Origin of the sequence: Anabaena sp. AL93 (assembly GCF_001672085.1) — a bacterium.
GTDB classification, from domain to species: domain Bacteria; phylum Cyanobacteriota; class Cyanobacteriia; order Cyanobacteriales; family Nostocaceae; genus Dolichospermum; species Dolichospermum heterosporum.
Map to the genome: position 1 here is coordinate 11683 of NZ_LJOU01000076.1, position 19491 is coordinate 31173.

The window sequence follows — 19491 nt, forward strand, 5'->3', positions numbered from 1 at the left end:
ATGGCTTTAGAGTTATACAAATTGGATCAATATGCTCATGATTTAGTAGCTGAATATGGTTTTATTAGACCTGTAATTGGTGCTAAAGGATTTCCCTTTTATCCTGGTTCAAGTATGAAGGGTGCATTTTTAAGAGTTTGTCCAAATGAATTAAAAGCTGATTATTGTGGTACGGAAACTAAAGAAAATGGTCAAACCAAAACTAAACCAGGTATTTTACGTTTTCATGGTGCATACCCAATAGATATGTCTTGGGGAGATAAAAAACATTTAGTTGATATAGTTCATTCTCAACAACCACGTCAAGTTGAAGAAGATTGTACTACTACAGCTAATCCTCAAATATCTCTTTATGAAACTACCTTATTATTTGGTATTTCCAGCACAAAAAATTTAGGACGATCAGAATGGGAAAAGATTTGGGAGATTTGGGAAAAAGCATTAGGAATAGGAATTGGTTCTAGAGTTAGTGCAGGGTATGGAAGATTTAGTAAGCATGAAAATGATGGAACAATTCAAGAAATTGTCAGTAGAGATAAATTGATATTTTCTGTTTATCTTTCTGGACAAGGATTAACTTCTCAATTATTAAATAATACTACCCCCGAATTTCGCCCCAATATGTTTAAAGCAGTATTACGGGGACATACTTTGAGAATATTGGGAGGTATTACAGATGCGAAAACTGCAAAAACAGAAACTCAAAAACTATGGGGAGGAATTGACAACGGTACTTTTGTAGGAAAACTAGGTATTAGTTTCACTGCGGAAGAAATTGATTTAGGTCAGCATACATATAAACCTAAACCTAATAAAACCCATTCTATGTCTACTTATGACTTGAGAGAAGGAAGATTAGATATTTTATATTTGGGTAACTCTGACAAAGAGAAAGTCAAACTTAAAAAATTTGTCACTCAACTTGTTCAATTTAGTGTTTTATTAGGAGGTTTTGGTAAATCTTGGCGTAGGGTTAATCATCGTAAATTCTGGAATCAATATTTTAAGGATAATGATAAACCCATGATTGGTTGTCATTGGGAATTTTTGAAAGAATCAGAAGATTTATATTTGACTTGTGGAAAATCTGATATTGGTCATATATCTAAATTTCTCCATGATATTCAGCAGAATTTCGCTAGTTTACTGAACTTAAATAACGATAATTACACTCCTTGGCGAGAAACATGGCATATTAATAACGTTCAAGTATGGGCAAAAATCAGTAAAACAAGTGAAGCTGTTGAGTGGTTTCACGGTAACTATACAACTGGTAAAAGAATCTACAAAACAGATTTAACAGGGAGAATTGGTAACAAAGATAATCCTAGCAAAGTAGGAAGGATTTGGCATAGAATGTATCCCCGCTATGTTATCAAAGATGGCAAGTTAGAAAGACTGCCTCAATATGTAGAGTTATTAACTCTTTTTCCTGATGATTCTGACAGTACAAGACAATTTTTAGAATTTTTAGAAGACGATAAACAATTTATCAAAATATTTCCTAGAGGTAATTAATCATGAGTATGAATGTTTGGATTCTCACTATTGGTAATAGCGATGTACAACTCAAGTCCGGTTATAAAAAATCTCTATGGAATAACCATTATGTAAAATTTGAAAAGGAATATAAGCATACATTTGAACCTACTAAGGAAACTCCTAAAAGTCCTGCTACTGTTCCTGCAAGAGTAATGGGTATTGTTTACGGTACAAATTTAGATAATCAGATTTTTGAAGAGTTACAATTTCCTCTACTTAATAGATTCACTGAATATTTGCAGGGTAGAAATCATCCTGATAAAATTATTGTGATTTTGACAGATCAAGAAAATGTTTTTGGCAAGGGAGACAAAAATAAGAAAGAATGTCCTTACTGGCAAGATACCTGTACACTTAAAACTATATTAGAAAGGTATTTTGAGCAGGATAACAAATATCCTGAACTTAAAACGGGTGAGCATATTCATTATTTACCACTAGAAGCAGAACCTGAAAAAGAAGGTCTTGAAGGTCTTGATGATTGGAATGAATGTCTAAAATTAGTTGATAAATTATTTCAAAAACAAGAAATAACATCTATTGACAAAGATGCAAATATTTTTGTAAGTCATCAAGCAGGTACTCCAGCTATTTCTTCCGCAGTTCAGTTTACCAGTTTAGCCAAGTTTGAGAAACAAGTACAATTTTTAGTAAGCAATGAATATAAAGATAGGCAAGCTATACCTATTCCTAGTTCAAAGTATTTAAGAGGTATTCAAATTCAAAAGGCTAAACAATTAATAGTAGATGGTTTTCCTGGTGCTGCATTAAAACTTTTAGAGGACACAACGGAAATTGATACTAATGTCAAGTTAAAATTAAACCGCTTAGTTGGTGTTTTAAATATTGAAAATACTTTAGCAAAAGGAAATGAGTTTGATGTTCAACCTGCGATATATCGTGTTATTGATGCTTTGGAGATTGTAGAAATTTTCTTTGAAAAGCAAAATTACATTCAAGGTATAACTTTATTAGCTGCTGCTCATGAAACCTTTATGAAAGCAGCAATAGTTAAAAAGATACATAAAGATAATAATATTAAATGGAGTGAACCAGGACTAGGATTTGTTGGAAATTTAGACAGGAAAGCTAAAATTGAAATACTACGGAAATTAGAGTTTCCTGTAGATGATTCTCGTTTTAATAATAACTTAAACAAGGAAGATATAAATAGTATAAATAGGGTAATTGGTGGTAATGAAGGAATGTTTGAATGGCTATGTAAATTATATGATCCTTTATTCAAGTCTACATCTTGGAAATTATTACAGTATATAGGTAAATATCGTCGTAGTTATGGAACTGATAGACGTAATCAATTAATGCACAATTTAGTAGGTGCTAAACCAAAAGAAGTAATTAAATATTTGTTAGGTGATCAACAAGATACCTCACCGTATACTGATGATAATGCAGGTGTAGTCAATGCTTATAAAGAACAAGTCAAAAAGCCATTTTTAGAGCAAATTAAGAAATTAGGATTACCTTATAAAGAAAGTGATTTACGGAAACAATTAGAAGAAATAGCTAGTAAACTACGTTGAATCAACAACAAGATCCCCGACTTCTTTAAGAAGTCGGGGATCTGACTCTAAACCGTATGTTTTTCTTGAATGATAATGATGTCATTTATTGTACTTGACTAAAAATTACCGCAAAAGTCATACAGTACAAGACTTTTACCCCTGAACTACTATATGCCGGCTAGATAAATGTCCATCTTTGCGCCGTTGGGGGAGAATTGTGGCAGGATGGAAAGAAGCCTGTGCAACATCACAGACTTGTAAGGGTGTTGTTTTGCAGAAGAACCCGTCAAGAAGATTGTTAGTTTCGCACTGTCAACGAAAAATTTGGCGGAAGGGATATACTATCCTCTGAATGTTAGTAAATTGCAGAACAAGCTATAGCGGTTGTCAGTTGCATGAAAACATCCAGTTATCATCACACTGATTTGCCTTCATGACTTTTAATGCCTGTTCCCCGTCCTCGGCTACATATACTCCCCACCTTGAATAGGAAATGAATCCAGAAAACTCAGAAACTTACATAAATCATCCAACTTGGGGTTTACTCTATAGGATCTGTATGGTTGATGAGAACCAGGATCTGTTTACCACACTCTACGCCCAACGCTTATTTTTTCTAGTAACAACTGAACTAAAAGTCCTGAAATTTCAGCCAATTGGCCGGACTGAGGCTAGAATGATGCTGGAAAATCGCTTACGGACTTTGCGCCGCAGTGGTAATTCTCAGGAGTACGAGCAACTTCAAGGTGTATTTCAGCGCACATTCCAATGAGTAGTTTAATTAGCGATCGCTTCGCTCACATACACGCCTCACTCCCATCTACAGTGAGGTTGATTGCTGTTACAAAAAGAGTATCTACTGAATTAATGCGGGAAGCATACACCGCAGGAATTCGTGATTTTGCTGAAAGTCGCATCCAAGAAGCTGCCAGTAAACAAGCCGAATTGCAAGATCTAGCGGATATTACCTGGCACTTGATTGGACATCTCCAAACCAATAAGGCGAGAAAAGCCTTAGAGCTATTTTCATGGATTCACTCCGTTGATAACTTGCCACTGGCACAACGCTTAAATATCCTAGCGGCAGAACTGGGAGTGAATCCAAAGGTATGCTTACAAGTCAAAATTCTCCCCGACGCAAATAAATCTGGTTGGATGGTTCCAGAATTATTGGCGGACTTAGCAGCGCTTAACCAATGTCAAAATCTACAAATTCAAGGTTTGATGACAATTCCGCCTCAAGGGTTGGCGGATGCAGAAATTTTAACAGTATTTAATACTACGTATGAATTAGCACAAACCATCCAATCACAAAATTGGCCAAATATTACCATGCAGCAATTATCAATGGGTATGTCTGGGGATTACCAGTTGGCAGTGCAAGCAGGAGCAACAATGGTACGATTAGGTACAATCTTGTTTGGTGAACGAGCTTAGACATAGCTGTAGTCATACTTCCAGACGGCATGATTAACAATCGTTTGCGAATTTACTACCAAGTATTGATAATTGTCAAAAAATATAATACTCTCATAAGTAATTCTTAATTGCAAAGGTGGTCATACCCCCCTTTATTTTTAATGATCGTTAGGCTACAATTTTAACTCAATGTTACAGATTCGTTAATGTGCAGGCGTTAACATCAATATCTGTTAATAATTGGGAATTTGTACTAAAGGGTAAAATCAGTAGTACGATTACTACGTCAAACATCTACTATAGTTACGACTACTGCCTAGAAGGAACTTTAATGTAACTTATAGCCAGGAAAATTAGGGGAATTTTAATCTGGGAGCATACAACATGAGCAATATATTTTCTAAACTCAGGGATTTTGTAGGGTTGAATGAGCAGGTAGAATACGAATACTACGAAGAAGAAGCTGATACAGCCAATAATTATCAGAATATCTATCAACAGGAAAATCCCCAACCAGCCCCACAGGAAACTACTCCTCCAAATCGGCGTTGGCGGGAAAATCAACCTAACAGTACAGAAGAAGTAGCTGCAACAGTATCTAAACCTATGAGTAACGTTATTGGTATGCCAGGCGCAATTAATGGAATCTCTGAAGTTCTAGTCCTCGAACCTCGCACGTTTGAAGAAATGCCCCAGGCGATTCAAGCCCTCCGGGAGCGCAAATCAGTAGTATTGAACTTGACCATTATGGACCCTGATCAAGCTCAACGTGCAGTTGACTTTGTTGCTGGTGGTACTTATGCGTTAGACGGACATCAAGAAAGAATTGGTGAAAGTATCTTCTTGTTTACCCCCAGTTGCGTGCAAGTTAGCACTCAAGGCGGTTTGATACATGAAGTACCTATCAACCAAGCCCGTCCCGCCCGTCCCGCAGCTACAGCAGCAACGACCGCTTGGGGAAATGAACCCACTCGGATGGCACAGTAAGGTAAATTAGTCATTAGTTCTGACAATTAATTGACCACTAGTGACTAATGAAATGAATATAAAATTTGGCTTAATTGGCGGTGGGGTAATGGGAGAAGCTCTATTATCCCGCCTTATTACAAGTAGCATTTATCAAGGCTCAGAAATCATCGTCAGTGAACCCCAAGCTGAACGCCGCAGCTATTTAGAACAGAAATATGGGGTAGTTGTGACAACGGATAATAGTCTAGTGTTAGGGGCAGCGAAAACAGCGGTGATGTTGGCAATCAAACCCCAGATATTTACGGCTGTAGCCCAAGAATTAGCAGATATCCTACCAACAGAACATTCACCCCTGATCATTTCCATACTAGCGGGGGTAACTTTAAAACAATTAGAAGCAGCTTTTCCTCAAGTTCCCATAATTCGCGCTATGCCGAATACCCCCGCCACAGTGGGTGCAGGAATAACAGCAATTTCTTTAGGTGCTTATACTCATCCTCATCACCAACAAACAGCACAGCAGATTTTTACCGCTGTGGGGGAAGTAGTGGAAGTACCGGAAAGCCTGATGGATGCGGTGACAGGATTATCCGGTAGTGGACCGGCTTATGTGGCATTGATGATTGAAGCCTTAGCTGATGGGGGTGTGGCTGTGGGTTTACCAAGGGCGATCGCTAAACAACTAGCTGTACAAACGGTCTTAGGAACAGCAAAACTGGTACAAGAAACCAAAATTCACCCCGCCGAACTCAAAGATCAAGTTACCAGTCCCGGTGGTACAACTATTGCCGGTGTCAGCACCTTAGAAAAAGCTGGTTTTCGTTCCGCTGTTATCGAAGCTGTTAAAGCCTCGAAAGAACGCGCTCAGGAATTGGGGAAGGGATAACAGGGGATGGGGGCGTTGCTGATTAAGGGTATGAATTTTAGTCTCACGCAAAGGCGCAAAGACGCACTGAGGTTTGAGTTTTAAGTACTTATCACTTTTGCTATACAGAGACTATTCTTGCCTCTCCTAACCTCTGGATGGGCGCAGGCCCTGCGCTGGATGGGCGCAAGCCCTGCGCTGGATGGGCGCAGGCCCTGCGCCCCTACCTCCTGCTATCCGCAAGCCCTAATTAGGGATTGCTAAATAAAGCTAAAACCATTTATTAATAAGGGTTTCGCGGATTTTTATCACAAAAAAGTGCAAGGTTTTGGCTGATGGTGTCTCAAAATAGGTGCATTTTTCTTTGTCGGATTTGGAAAATTGAGGATATCCAGACAGTTAAAACTGTTCCCTGTTCCCTGTTCCCTGTTCCCTGCCCTCACAGACAACTTTTTCAGCAAACCCTAATTAGGGATTGTTAAAGGCTGAGTTTTTTGAACTGCTGGTGTTTCCTCTGGTGTAGATTCTACAGAAGGACTGGGCGCTGATTTGGGAATCATAAATTGTTGCCAAGTTCTAATTTGTTCTTGAGCATCAGTATAAGCACTACTACCACGAGGAATTAAATTAGCTGTATCAATGGCTTTGGCAACATCAACCTCACTTTGAGAACGTGCCATTTGCAACAATTGTTGACTCCATTGGTCAATGGCAATATTGACATCTAAACGCAAAGTGTTACGACTAGATACCCGATTTGCCAACTGAATAGCTTGAACTAAAGCTTCTGGTGTGCCAGTAACTGCAACTTGCTTGGCTTTTTGCCAACTTTCTTTGGCGCGAATTTGGTCTTGCCAAGTATCTATAGAGGATTGAGCTTCACTAGATAAAGCGCGTCCTGAAGAGGCGATTTTTTGAGCTTCACTAATAGCCGTTGTCAAATTACCACTGTCGGCTAATGCCCTGGCTTGATCTAAGTACGGTTGATCTTGAATGCGCTCAATTTTGGCTGTCCATAGCCTAATCTTTTTTTTGGCTTCTGGATATAATGCCCGTCCAGAGCGAATTTGATTAAGTTCAGCGATCGCTGTTTGTAATGAGATAACATCCTCGTTAATAGCTATTTGTTCCGCCCGATCTAAATATGGTCTATCTTCAATAAACTCCACCTGGCCACGCCAACGACCAATTTCTTGACGGGCTTCTGTAGCCCGGGGATTATTCCCAGGAATTAATTGTACTTCCGAAATCGCTGCTGTTAAATCATTAACAGTGCCTTGACTAGCGAGATTCCGAGCTTTTTCTAACCGAGAAACATCTTGAATTTCTAATTGCCAACGGGCAATTAATTGTTGTGCTTCATTATAAATATCCCTAGAAGCATCTATTTGTTGAGCTTGAGAAATAGCCGTTTCTAACCCAGCCGTAGTCCCAATAAAAGCACTTCTTTGGGCTTCACCCAAAACCATAAAATCATCAACTTCAGCTTGCAATTCAGGAATAGGGGGAATTTGTCGGGCAATTTCCAAGGCTTGATCAGCATTTCGCTCTTTCATTTTAGCCTGTGCTAATTTGAGCATTTTTCTAGCAAACCCAGATATTAACTCTTGGGCTTTTTGATACAGATAACTATCTGGTTTAATCGTTTCAGCCAGTTTAATAGCTTTAAGTAAACTATCTAAATTGCGATTATTTGCTAAATTTTCTGCTTTGTAAAGTTTATCCCCATCTTCTCGCGCCGTAACAATAATGTTATTTAATTGATCATATTTAGTGCTTGCCCAATATTTATTATTAACCCGTAGCAATCTAGCCGTGAGCATAAAAGCTGATTGCCAATGTCGTTGGCGCAATTCTTTTTCTGCTTCTTGGTAAATTCCTTCCGCCTTTGACCAAATCGTTTGCCACTTTTGAATTTGCTCTTCTACTAGTTCACTAACCTTCACGTCAGTAGGAATTTTTCGGGCTGTAGCGATCGCTTCCTCCAAATTCCCCGCTTGGAAACTCTCATCCGCCAACCTGAGAACATCCCGTGACCATTCCTCTAAAAGACGATTAATTTCGCCCCGCAAAGGATGATTTTCTGGTAATTGTTTAACCAGAGTAATTGCTTGGAGCAAATCATTAATAGTTTGCTTAGAAGCCGCCAACTGAGCGCAGTGTAGCCTTACTGACGCACTAGCTAAAGGCCAAAAAATTTGTGGACAATTAGGAGCAGTAGGTAACTTAAACAGGATGGATAAAGCTAGAAAACCCATGCTTCCAGGAATTAAAGTTAATACTGCTGCCCAAACTACCCAATTTTTAGTCCAGCGCGGCATTTTCTCAATTAAAACATTGAGATTAAAAGTAGGTTCTGAATTATCATTTATAGCCAAAACATCGCCATCTTGCTTTTTTTTTTGCTTCATAGACTGAGAATGAGAACCAATAGCAGCGGTATCAGCAGTTTGATTATTTTGTATGTAGTTAGGCTGAACCCCAATTGGTTCTCCCGCTTGGTCTGAAGACCAATTATCTGGAATATCCCGCTCTGTCATTGCTCACACCACACTAATTGAATAGCGATATGAAAGTAGATAGATCAATATAGATAATTTTATGTTTGCTATCCTCACTTTCCTATCTAAAAAACCGTTTAAAACCCATCCCTAACATTACTGTTTTTTGGGTTGAGTATGACTGGTGACATTAATCAGAAATTAAAGATTCTCTTTGTAGATCTCCAATTAACTGAGTTAAATCATCACTACTTGCTTGATAGATATTACCGCAAAAGTCACAAGTAGCTTCTGCACCATCATCTTTCACAATCATGTCTTGTAGTTCCGCTTCTCCCAATATTTTCAGCGCCCCTAGCACCCGATCAAAAGAGCAGCCACAATGAAAGCGTAACATCTGACTTTCAGGAAATATGTTCAATCCCATATCTCCTAACAAATCGTTAAAAATTTCCGTCAGTGTTTTACCTGCTTGCAGTAATGGCGTAAACCCAGATAAAGCCTCAATCCGCGATTCTAATGTAGCCACTAGCTCCTCATCCCTAGCAGCTTTGGGTAACACCTGGATCAAAATTCCTCCCGCTGCCGTTACGCCCTGTTCTCCCACAAATACACCCAAAACTAAAGCCGAAGGAGTTTGTTCAGAACTTGCCAAGTAGTGAGCAACATCATCACCTATTTCCCCCGAAACCAGTTCTACTGTACTAGAGTAAGGATAACCATGACCGAGATCGCGGACTACATATAGAAAGCCTGCACCTACTGCCCCACCAACATCTAGTTTACCCTTATGATTAGGTGGCAACTCCACGGACGGATTACCGACATAACCCCTAACCGTACCATCTAATCCTGCATCTGCCAATACACCACCTAAAGGACCATCGCCCTTAACGCGAACATTCACCCTAGAACCTGACCGTTTCATACTGGCAGCCATCAACAAACCAGCAGCCATAGTTCTTCCCAATGCTGCTGTTGCCACATAGGATAGTTTATGGCGTTGTCGAGCCTCTTCTGTTAACCGGGTACTAATCACACCTACAGCTTTAATCCCACCATCCGCCGCAGTCGCACGAATTAATTGATCTGCCATGAAAAACCTGACAATTCTTTACAAGATGACTTTTTTATTTTAGATTGTTTCGAGTCAGGAGGTAGGGGCGCAAGGCCTGCGCCCATTCAGGAGTATGGCTAAAGCCACGCTATGCTTGATGCCTCCGGCTCCAGCAGGGATACGGCACACTACGTGAACGCTATCAGGAGTGAGAAAGAAGAAAGAATTAAGTAGAGGCGCAAGGAAGGGAAATATTCCTTTGTAACTGACCAATTACCAATTACCAATCACCAATTACCATGCTAGGTACATTTCAACAAAGCCAAATTCGTATCGAAGTTACAGCATCAGCCGATGCCATTCATGACAGTATTTTGCATCCTGCCGAACTAAAAAAATGGCTATTGGGGCAAAGTTTTCCCCCAGAAATGCCCACAGAATTACCACCAGGATTTGAGTTCACCACCTGGGCAGGACCAGTCTCCATTCATCACCAAGTAGACGTAGTAAAACCCAATTGTTTGCGCTTAATACTCAGTGGAGGCATTGACGGCTTTCACGAATGGTACTGGGGTGAAGGCTGGGTACAATCCCGCCTAGAAGGCATATCCATGTTACCCCTAAACTTAGGACAAACCCTGAGTTTAGTCAGCTTACGCCAATTCTTAACCACAACCAAGTAATTTTTCTATTCTTTGCGCCTTTGCGCCTTTGCGTGAGAAAAGTATCACTTAACAATCAAATACATCCATAAAAGCACTCCTCCCGTCGCCAAAAGGCAGATAATTCCTGTCAACCCCGCGAGGGGTTTTTTATTGATCCCTGTCACCCATGTAGGAACTTGATCTGTGTAGGTAATTAATCCCGCTGTATCTATGGTAGCGATCGCCCATACCCAACCAGCATGAAGTCCCCAAGCAATCCCTAAACTATTGCCATCAGCTAATCTAGCTAATACTAAGACCATACCCATTAGCCATAATCCAGGCAGTTGAGGAAGAGTTTCTTTTTGTTCCCATACCAAATGTAAGACAGCAAAAACCAAGCTAGAAATAATTGCAGCTAACCAAATTGGATAATTTTGTTGTAACTGAGTGAATAAAAAGCCCCGAAATACAAGTTCCTCTATTCCCCCCACAAACAAAGCCACTAGGGAAATCGTCAATAAACTAGATGGGATTAACTTGATCTGAGATTTTTCTAAATAGCACCAACCGGCGAGAATTTGCCCAAAAAACACTATAGCTAGACCCAAAACACCCAAGCTAAAACCCAGTAATAGAGAACCAAAAATAGAAACCTTCCCCACTAATCCATAATCAGGGAAAGAAGCCAATTTCAACCCTTGAAATCCCCAGAGAATTAGAGGAACTAATAAATAAAGAGATACTAATAAAGGAATTTTTTGCTCTGGTTGTAAAGATTTGTGTATTTGCCAATTCAAAGTAATGGCTAAAACTGCTACCAATGGCAACCAGCAACCTATCCAAACAATAAAAAAAGCCATGACCAAAAATACTGGCGTATCTTTGAGAAACTCCAGCAAAGTATGGACTGATGAATCTAAAAATGACAGTGGAATAGACATAAAAAACATGACTAACTTCCTGCAACAACAGATTTCTTGACGAATAATCAAGACTCTACTAGAATTTGTGACTCATGGAAGAGGTCAAAACGTTTTTTATGTCTTATCCCACTGCAATTATTTAACCACAGCTACTAATTAGCGGTAGCTCTAGGGATAAATTCATGAGAATTTACCTTAAACTTATCCCTGATAGGTGAAAAAATTTATTCTTCTGCATCTGATTCATCAGCATCATCAGACTGGATTAATTGTTTATCACTTTCACCAAGCTGAATCAAGTGAATATGTTTGTAACCGAGTCTAATTTCAAATTCGTCACCGGGCTTTAGGTTCATTGCTTTGGTGTAGGTTGCACCAATCACAATTTGACCATTTTGATGAACACTGACCCGGTATGTCGGTTCGCGTCCACGTCCATCTTTTGGTGCTTCTGGGCTGAGGGGAATGCCTCTAGCTGACAATAAAGCATCATAAAAGTCTGTTAAGTTAACTCGAACTTGACTATTTTTAGTAACGGTGTAATAACCACATTGCTTTGCTCTTTCTCGACGTGGCAAGGTGGAAAGTTCTTTAACTTTCGCCAGCAATGTTTTTCCGGTTAATGGGGCAGTTGCAGTTTCGGTCATTATGCTCTTAATTTTCCTTAATCTCTTCAAATTGATAGCGTAGCATGGACTTAGCCATTTCAGAATTTTCTTGTGTGTCTAGTATTGAGCAATCAGCGCAACTGGACTTCAGAAGTCAACAAAACATGAGGGTGATGGGTGAATTCCTGCTGATATGTCAGCAACAGAAGACTCTATTACAGTTGTCCATAATAGGTTTGTAAGTCATAGTTGCCACAGACATTTATTTCAGTAATTTTACGGCTTTTTTAACCATCATTGGCCATCGGAAATTAAATTATTTTCTCTTTGGTCACTGTTGTAACGGTGTAACTTCAAGCCACCTTTACAAGTCAGGTTAGTTCTACTCCAAAAAAGATAAAGCAGTCCGGTCTTGGGGTTTCCCCAAATGGAGGAACTGCCGCGTAGAGCCAATAAATTACAGGTTTTTCACATTCAGCGCTGCTTTTCTCTTGCCTTTGAGTTATAGGAATAAAGACAGCATAGGATTTATGTGTGGTCTGATGGACATACACCCTTTTATTTTGCCAGTAGAGACGTGAATTTTCTAGTCTCTACATTACGAAGAAACAAAAGAAGTGTTAGCCGTGCTTATGCGGCTATTCTGATTTTGTTAGTTCGTAATTTTCTATTAAATACTAGCATGAAATAATAATAGCAAAATATTTTTTGAATTTAAAATTCATATTACAACTAAATTTTGATCTAGATCCCTGGAGTTGAGCCGCTAAAATCCAGGCGAGATTTTCCTCAAGCTTGATACTGTCGGGAGGATGATACCAGGACTTTTATAAAAGTTAATCTAATTTAGACGTGCTTTCTATGAGTGAGTCAGTTAAATTCTAGAGTTTCTATGGCTTCACTCCAGGAGCTATCTGGGACTATAAACAAAAGGCGGGGTGAAAAATCCCTGCTGTTAATCATTATCAGATTCAAAGCTGCGATTAGATTATCTACGTCTGTCTATGGGAAGAATAAATTTACCATATCTCCGGGATATTTGATAGCCACTCTTCTGAGATTTTCCCTGGCTTTAACATTTATATATATGTAAGGATGTAGAATTTTTATAGCTAGGGCTTGACGAAAGAAGTATTAAGTGTAAAGGATCAAGGGTGAAGGCTGCCGTCAACTCAAGCGGAAGAGAAAATCTATTTTTATACTTTACGCCTCATACTTCATCCTTCCCTAGTTTCATGATTTTTGAGGTAGGTAAGGTAAGACAGAAGATTTGCACCCAAGATTTGGATTGATCATCATGGAAGTTATTTTTAAGATTACTCGACAAGAAGAAAATTCTCACCCTGTTTTCAAGTCTTACGTTTTGGAGGTAGAACCAGGTAATACTATCCTGGATTGTCTCAATCAGATTAAGTGGGAACAAGATGGAAGTTTAGCATTTCGCAAAAATTGCCGCAATACAATTTGTGGTAGTTGTGCTGTGCGGATTAATGGGCGTTCTGCTTTGGCTTGTAAGGAGAATGTGGGGAGTGAACTGGCTAGACTGGAGAAAATATCATCATCTGCAAATCAGCCTCAAACTACTCCAGAAATTACAGTTGCACCTTTGGGGAATATGCCTGTAATTAAAGATTTGGTTGTGGATATGAATGGTTTTTGGCATAATTTGGAGACGGTTGCTCCCTATGTGAGTACCGCAGCTAGACAAGTTCCTGAAAGAGAGTTCTTGCAAACGCCTCAAGAGCGATCGCTTCTTGATCAAACGGGCAATTGTATTATGTGTGGAGCTTGTTATTCTGAATGTAATGCTCTGGAAGTTAATCCTGATTTTGTTGGTCCCCATGCTTTGGCTAAGGCATATCGCATGGTGGCAGATTCCCGCGATAGTAATACAGAACAAAGATTAGAAACCTATAGCACAGGAACTCAAGGGGTTTGGGGTTGTACTCGTTGTCTTTATTGTGATTCGGTTTGTCCGATGGAAGTTGCCCCATTAGAACAAATTACGAAAATTAAACAGGAAATTCTGGAGCGTAAACAAGCTGATGACAGTCGGGCAATTCGTCATCGTAAGGTTTTAGTGGATTTAGTTAAACAAGGTGGTTGGATTGATGAACGCCAATTTGGGGTTCAAGTGGTTGGTAATTATTTCCGCGATTTGCAAGGTTTACTCAGTCTTGCACCTTTGGGCTTGAGAATGCTAGTTAAGGGTAAATTTCCTCTTTCTTTTGAACCGTCCCCAGGAACTCAGGAAGTGCGATCGCTCATCGAATCTGTACAAAATAGTGATTAGTCAGTTGCAAAAGAATATTTCCCTTTCTTGCGCTACTTATTTCTTAATTCTTCTTTCTGACTCCTGACTTCTGAATGGGCGCAGGCCCTGCGCCCCTACCTCCTTGATTAACTTGGCTCTTGGGGAATGTTCAATTTTCGCCCAAATCGGTCGTAAACCAAAATATCCCATTGTCCATTATTACTATACTCAAAGGCGATTCTACTACCATCAGCACTAATTGTTGGACTGCGGACTTCTCCTTGCACATCACCTGCTAAATTCCGTGATTGACGCACATCTCGATCATAAAAAACAATTTGTGTTCGTCCTTGACGACTAGCAGCAAAGACAATAAATTTGCCATTGTCAGAAGCCGCAGGATGGGAAGCAATTGTATCAAAGGAATTTAAGCCGGGTAGATCTACTAAATTACGAGTCAATGTATCAAACATATATACATCTTGACTGCCTCGGCGATCGCTTGTGAATACAATATATCTTCCAGAAATTTGCGGATTTAATTCGGACGAGAAGCTATTTAAACTCCTTCCCCCGGAATCAAATGGGTAAGTGAGTAAACGCGGGTAGCCAAAACACCCAGTTAACAGAGTTGAGCATAAAACTAAAATTATTGATAATTTATAATTCATAGGATGTTAAGTAGGTTGGCGTTGAAAATTGTCGTTATGGCAAGGCAAAAGGCAAGAGGCAAAAGGCAAGAGGCAAGAGTGAAGAGGCAAGAGGCAAGAGGCAAGAGGCAAGAGTGAAGAGGCAAGAGTGAAGAGGGTTTAGGCGATTTTACATTTCTTTACACAGTTTGGTTTTATTGTGTTCACCTACTTAAATATTTTTGTCCAATTACTTAACCTTGCACTTTTTTGTTCTCAAAATCAGTGAGACCCTTACTGAGAGGCGGTTCTAGCTTTACTCAGCAAGCCCTACTTATCTTTGCCCATTTCTAAAATTCTACTGGCGACTGGTTCTATTACCGGAGTTACTGATAGACGATTGCCTTTTTTCACTACTAATAATTCATCATCATTAAACTCAGCCTTGAGTGTTGATAGTGAAAGAGGATGATTAAAAATTTCGACAAATTCCACTTTTACAGTTTGCCAACGGGGGGATTCAAGAGTTGATTTGGCATCATAATATTTACTATTTATATCAAATTGTGTTGGGTCTGCAATACCTGTTTCAACTATCCGCATTAAACCAAAGATACCGGGTGGTTCAGTGTTGGAGTGATAGAAAAATGCTAAATCTCCTATTTGCATTTGCTTCAAGAAATTCCGGGCTTGATAATTACGTATACCGTCCCAAATCGTCTCACCTTGCTGTTGTAAGTTTGTAATACTATAAACTGCTGGTTCTGACTTCATTAACCAATAATTAATTGTATTCATTTAAGTAGGTTGGCGTTGAAAATTGTCGTTATGGCAAGGCAAAAGGCAAGAGGCAAGAGGCAAGAGTGAAGATGAGATAGATGTGTGGGAATTATGGATATCTAACAAGGCAAAAGGCAAAAGGCAAGAGGCAAGAGTGAAGAGGGTTTGGGCGATTTTACGTTTCTTTACACAGTTTGGTTTTATTGTGTTCTCCTACTTAATAATTAATTCCATAATTGTAGAGACGTTACAGAGAACGCCTCTATATATACTAACTTGCTGCTAAATTACCCCAAGCAATATAAGGTAGTTTTGCTGCTGTTGCTTTTACCTGTTGGGCATTTGCTACTAACTGTCCGCAAGCGTCCCAAGTTCCGCTAATAAAAGTGCTTCTTGTGCCTTCACTAATCATAACTGAGGCAGTAAAATCACCAAGTTGCACTTGCAATTTTTCCAAATCTATGGTTTTAACTGCTTGAGGATTGGTAGTAACTAATTCTTGTAGATGTTTGACTACTTTCTCATCAGCAGTTACGCATGGTATCCCCATTGCTACGCAGTTACCAAAGAAGATTTCCGCAAAGCTTTCACCAATCAGGGCTTTAATTCCCCATTTTGCCAGGGCTTGGGGTGCGTGTTCTCGTGATGAACCACAGCCAAAGTTGCGGTTAACTATGAGAATTTTTGCACCTTGATATTGGGGTAGATCAAATGGATGTTCACCGTTTAAGGCTTTTCTGTCGTCCACAAATACGCCTGATCCTAAGTCGTCAAAGGTGATGGCTTTTAAGTAGCGAGCGGGGATAATGCGATCGGTGTCTATGTCGTTACCAATGAGGGGAACGGCGTTACCGGATATTTGTTTTACTTCACTGACCATTGGTAATTGGTAATTGGTAATTGGTAATTGGTAATTGGTAATTGGTAATTGGTAATTGAAAAAACTCTTTTCTGTCACCTGTCACCTGTTCACTGTCACCTACAGTAGTTCACGCACGTCGGCGATTTCGCCTTTGATGGCGGCTGTGGCTACCATTGCAGGACTCATTAATAAGGTGCGACCGGAGGATGATCCTTGTCTGCCTTTGAAATTGCGGTTGGAGGAGGAGGCGCTGATTTGTCTGCCTTGGAGTTTGTCGGGGTTCATAGCTAAACACATGGAACATCCTGGTTCTCTCCATTCAAAACCGGCTGCTTGGAAGATTTTATCTAGTCCTTCGGCTTCGGCTTCTTTTTTGACTCTTTCTGAACCAGGAACTACGAAGGCTTTTATACCTTTTGCAACTTGGCGACCTTGGGCAATTTTGGCGGCTTCTCTCAGGTCGCTGATGCGTCCGTTGGTGCAGCTACCAATGAAGCAGACATCTATTTTTGTGCCTTGGATGGGTTGACCGGGATATAAGTCCATGTAGCGATATGCTTCTTCGGCGATGAAGCGGTCTTCTTCTAGGAGTTCTGCGGCTGTGGGGACTTTTTCATCTACGCCAATTCCCTGACCGGGTGTAATTCCCCATGTGACTGTGGGGGGAATATCTTCGGCATTAAATACTACGATATCATCGTATTCTGCATCAGCATGACTACTGAGGGATTCCCACCAAGCAATAGCTTTTTCCCAGTCTGCACCTTGGGGAGCAAAGTCTCTATTTTGTAGATAATCGTAGGTGATTTGATCGGGGTTGACGTATCCGCATCGCGCCCCACCTTCTATGGCCATGTTACAAACGGTCATCCGTTCTTCCATGTTCATCTGGGTAAAGGTTGTACCAGCAAATTCGTAAGCGTAGCCTACGCCACCTTTTACGCCTAGTGTGCGGATGATGTGCAATATTACGTCTTTGGCGTAAACTCCGGGTTTGAGGTTGCCGTTAACTTCGATTTTGCGGACTTTGAGTTTTGATAATGATAGGGTTTGAGAGGCGAGAACGTCTCTAACTTGGCTTGTACCGATACCAAAGGCGATCGCTCCAAATGCACCATGACTTGATGTGTGGCTATCTCCACAAGCGATGGTCATTCCTGGTTGTGTTAGTCCCAATTCAGGGGCAATGACGTGAACTATTCCTTGATTTCCTGAACCAATATTGTAAAAAGTTATGCCATTTTCTTGACAACTCTTTTCTAATGCCTGAATCATTTCTTCGGCCATGCTATCCATAAAGGGACGAGCTTGGTTTTCTGTGGGAACGATATGATCAACTGTGGCTATTGTCCGTTGTGGAAATAATACTTTTAAATCCCGCTCCTTGAGCATTGCAAAGGCTTGGGGACTGGTAACTTCATGAATAAGATGTAGTCCAATAAATAGTTGTGTTAATCCTGATGGTAATGTACCAACGGTGTGTAAGTCCCAAACTTTGTCAAATAGTGTACCCTTGCTCATACATCAATCTACATTAAAGGAGTCGGACTTCCGATTGTATCAGAAATTTGGTGGCAATGGAATTTTAGAAATCTAGCTGCTGATAGTGGTTAACAAAAAAAATATATGACGGGTTGTCATATTTGGCATTGATTGTATTTAAAATGAAATGAGAACAATAAACATACTTCCACAGGACAGAACCATGAAATCTATCGCAGCAACTTTGCGACGCTTGAGCCTAGCTGTATTAACAGTTATTGTAATTTTTGGTAGCTTTGCGGTATTCACTCCTACTGCATCTGCGGAAACATATACAGTTAAACTGGGCAGTGATAAAGGTCTGTTAGCCTTTGAACCCAAGAAATTGACTGTTAAAGCTGGTGACACAATTGTTTGGAAGAACAACAAAGTTCCCCCCCACAACGTTGTCTTTGATCCTAAGAAGAATCCTACCGCAGATGCTGAGTTAGCAAAGTCTTTGTCCCACAAGAAGTTATTAATGAGTCCTGGACAAACCGAAACCACAGTTATTCCTGTTGATGCTGCTCCTGGTACATACACATTCTACTGTGAACCTCACCGTGGTGCTGGCATGGTTGGTCAAGTCACTGTTGAAGGTTAATATATAGCCACGAACCATCCTTGTTAATGTACAGGGATGGTACAGTAGCTATCAGTAAATCAAAAAGCTTACTTAGGGTTTGCTGAATAAGTTGTCTGTGAGGGTAGGGAACAGGGAACTCTTAACTGGGAACAGTTTCAACTATCTGGATATCCTCAATTTTCCAAATCCGACCCAGGAAAATGCACCGATTTTGAGACACCATCAGCCAAAACCTTGCACTTTTTTGTGATAACAATCCGCGAAACCCTTATTAATAAATGGTTTTAGCTTTATTTAGCAAGCCCTACTTAATATACTAAACACGGGTGAGATTTAAACTTTTGCCAAATGACAAAGAACCCAGACGTGTAGTAGGGGTAAAGCAAAAGCTGATATGTGTCAACTTAAGCTCAAATCCCTACCACATCTAGTTCCTAGTCTCTGACTAGGAATGCAATTGATGAGGCTCTGCCTCTAATATCATTGAAGGCAGAGCCTTCTAGCCCACATTCCGCACCCCCAAGTGTCACACCCCAAGAAAACCGATATATTTAGTACATAAGAACTAATACCTGTGAGGGGTGATTAAAATTTATTGAGGCTAAATAGGAATAATTACTATTAAAGCAGATATATAGTCAATAAAACGACTAAGTACGAAATTTTGATTCTGAGGTGATTGTAATGGAAAACCTAGTCCAGAATCATTGAAAGCTTTATCCTCAATGACTATAAAAAACTAAAAAAACGTTTTAAATCAACAGAAAAATGAGAACATGGTAACAGATACTTATATGGAGTT

At 39.9% G+C, this 19491-nt stretch carries 17 protein-coding genes; 9 read left to right on the forward strand and 8 right to left on the reverse strand.

Annotated features, from left to right (window positions below; genetic code table 11):
* The 6 genes from AN486_RS18755 (at position 1) to proC (ending at position 6342) form a co-directional block, all read left to right on the forward strand.
* Positions 1–1518 carry an RAMP superfamily CRISPR-associated protein gene (locus AN486_RS18755; protein WP_290602014.1) on the forward strand — a complete coding sequence of 506 codons (1518 nt, stop codon included), beginning with the start codon at positions 1–3 and terminating at the stop codon, positions 1516–1518.
* A 2-nt stretch (positions 1519–1520) separates the two neighbouring features.
* The gene (locus AN486_RS18760) at positions 1521–3086 is read left to right on the forward strand and encodes a hypothetical protein (protein WP_052149923.1); all 1566 of its coding nucleotides are present in this window, start codon (positions 1521–1523) and stop codon (positions 3084–3086) included.
* Between the two features lie 475 nt (positions 3087–3561).
* Positions 3562–3840, forward strand: a complete 279-nt coding sequence (gene pipX / locus AN486_RS18765; RefSeq protein WP_027402694.1) for a transcriptional coactivator PipX — start codon at positions 3562–3564, stop codon at positions 3838–3840.
* Complete coding sequence (locus tag AN486_RS18770) at positions 3837–4505, forward strand: YggS family pyridoxal phosphate-dependent enzyme (protein ID WP_168636404.1); 669 nt, start codon at positions 3837–3839, stop codon at positions 4503–4505. The genes pipX and AN486_RS18770 overlap by 4 nt, the downstream gene beginning before the upstream one ends.
* Before the next feature lie 366 nt (positions 4506–4871).
* The gene (locus tag AN486_RS18775) at positions 4872–5474 is read left to right on the forward strand and encodes a cell division protein SepF (protein ID WP_168636405.1); all 603 of its coding nucleotides are present in this window, start codon (positions 4872–4874) and stop codon (positions 5472–5474) included.
* A gap of 52 nt (positions 5475–5526) precedes the next feature.
* A complete protein-coding gene (gene proC / locus AN486_RS18780) occupies positions 5527–6342 on the forward strand; it encodes a pyrroline-5-carboxylate reductase (protein WP_168467171.1) in 816 nt (271 codons plus the stop codon).
* A gap of 443 nt (positions 6343–6785) precedes the next feature.
* Here the strand turns inward: proC and AN486_RS18785 are convergent, their stop codons facing one another.
* Both AN486_RS18785 and hslO read right to left on the reverse strand, forming a co-directional pair.
* Positions 6786–8861, reverse strand: a complete 2076-nt coding sequence (locus tag AN486_RS18785) for a chromosome segregation ATPase (protein ID WP_290602016.1) — start codon at positions 8859–8861, stop codon at positions 6786–6788.
* Between the two features lie 151 nt (positions 8862–9012).
* Positions 9013–9918, reverse strand: a complete 906-nt coding sequence (gene hslO, locus AN486_RS18790) for an Hsp33 family molecular chaperone HslO (protein WP_168636406.1) — start codon at positions 9916–9918, stop codon at positions 9013–9015.
* Between the two features lie 260 nt (positions 9919–10178).
* Here hslO and AN486_RS18795 point away from each other — a divergent pair, with 260 nt between their 5' ends.
* Positions 10179–10562 (forward strand): hypothetical protein, encoded by a 384-nt coding sequence (locus AN486_RS18795; RefSeq protein ID WP_290602018.1) that lies wholly within the window; start codon positions 10179–10181, stop codon positions 10560–10562.
* Between the two features lie 44 nt (positions 10563–10606).
* Here AN486_RS18795 and AN486_RS18800 read toward each other — a convergent pair whose 3' ends face one another.
* Together AN486_RS18800 and AN486_RS18805 are read right to left on the reverse strand one after the other, a co-directional pair.
* The gene (locus tag AN486_RS18800; RefSeq protein WP_205748561.1) at positions 10607–11476 is read right to left on the reverse strand and encodes a type II CAAX endopeptidase family protein; all 870 of its coding nucleotides are present in this window, start codon (positions 11474–11476) and stop codon (positions 10607–10609) included.
* Between the two features lie 197 nt (positions 11477–11673).
* A complete protein-coding gene (locus tag AN486_RS18805; protein ID WP_027402704.1) occupies positions 11674–12096 on the reverse strand; it encodes an AbrB family transcriptional regulator in 423 nt (140 codons plus the stop codon).
* A 1258-nt stretch (positions 12097–13354) separates the two neighbouring features.
* Between AN486_RS18805 and AN486_RS18810 the strand changes: the two genes are divergently transcribed.
* Positions 13355–14350, forward strand: coding sequence for a succinate dehydrogenase/fumarate reductase iron-sulfur subunit (locus tag AN486_RS18810; protein ID WP_168467167.1), 996 nt, complete (start codon positions 13355–13357; stop codon positions 14348–14350).
* Between the two features lie 107 nt (positions 14351–14457).
* Here the strand turns inward: AN486_RS18810 and AN486_RS18815 are convergent, their stop codons facing one another.
* The 4 genes from AN486_RS18815 to leuC all read right to left on the reverse strand — a co-directional run bounded on the left by AN486_RS18815 (position 14458) and on the right by leuC (position 18103).
* Complete coding sequence (locus tag AN486_RS18815) at positions 14458–14982, reverse strand: Tol biopolymer transporter periplasmic protein (RefSeq protein WP_290602023.1); 525 nt, start codon at positions 14980–14982, stop codon at positions 14458–14460.
* Positions 14983–15270: 288 nt separating this feature from the next.
* The gene (locus AN486_RS18820) at positions 15271–15738 is read right to left on the reverse strand and encodes an EVE domain-containing protein (protein WP_235335065.1); all 468 of its coding nucleotides are present in this window, start codon (positions 15736–15738) and stop codon (positions 15271–15273) included.
* A 253-nt stretch (positions 15739–15991) separates the two neighbouring features.
* Positions 15992–16600 carry a 3-isopropylmalate dehydratase small subunit gene (gene leuD / locus AN486_RS18825; RefSeq protein WP_290602028.1) on the reverse strand — a complete coding sequence of 203 codons (609 nt, stop codon included), beginning with the start codon at positions 16598–16600 and terminating at the stop codon, positions 15992–15994.
* 99 nt (positions 16601–16699) lie between these two features.
* Positions 16700–18103, reverse strand: coding sequence for a 3-isopropylmalate dehydratase large subunit (gene leuC / locus AN486_RS18830; protein ID WP_053537980.1), 1404 nt, complete (start codon positions 18101–18103; stop codon positions 16700–16702).
* A gap of 184 nt (positions 18104–18287) precedes the next feature.
* Between leuC and petE the strand changes: the two genes are divergently transcribed.
* The gene (gene petE, locus AN486_RS18835) at positions 18288–18707 is read left to right on the forward strand and encodes a plastocyanin (RefSeq protein WP_168636407.1); all 420 of its coding nucleotides are present in this window, start codon (positions 18288–18290) and stop codon (positions 18705–18707) included.
* Positions 18708–19491 lie beyond the last annotated feature (784 nt).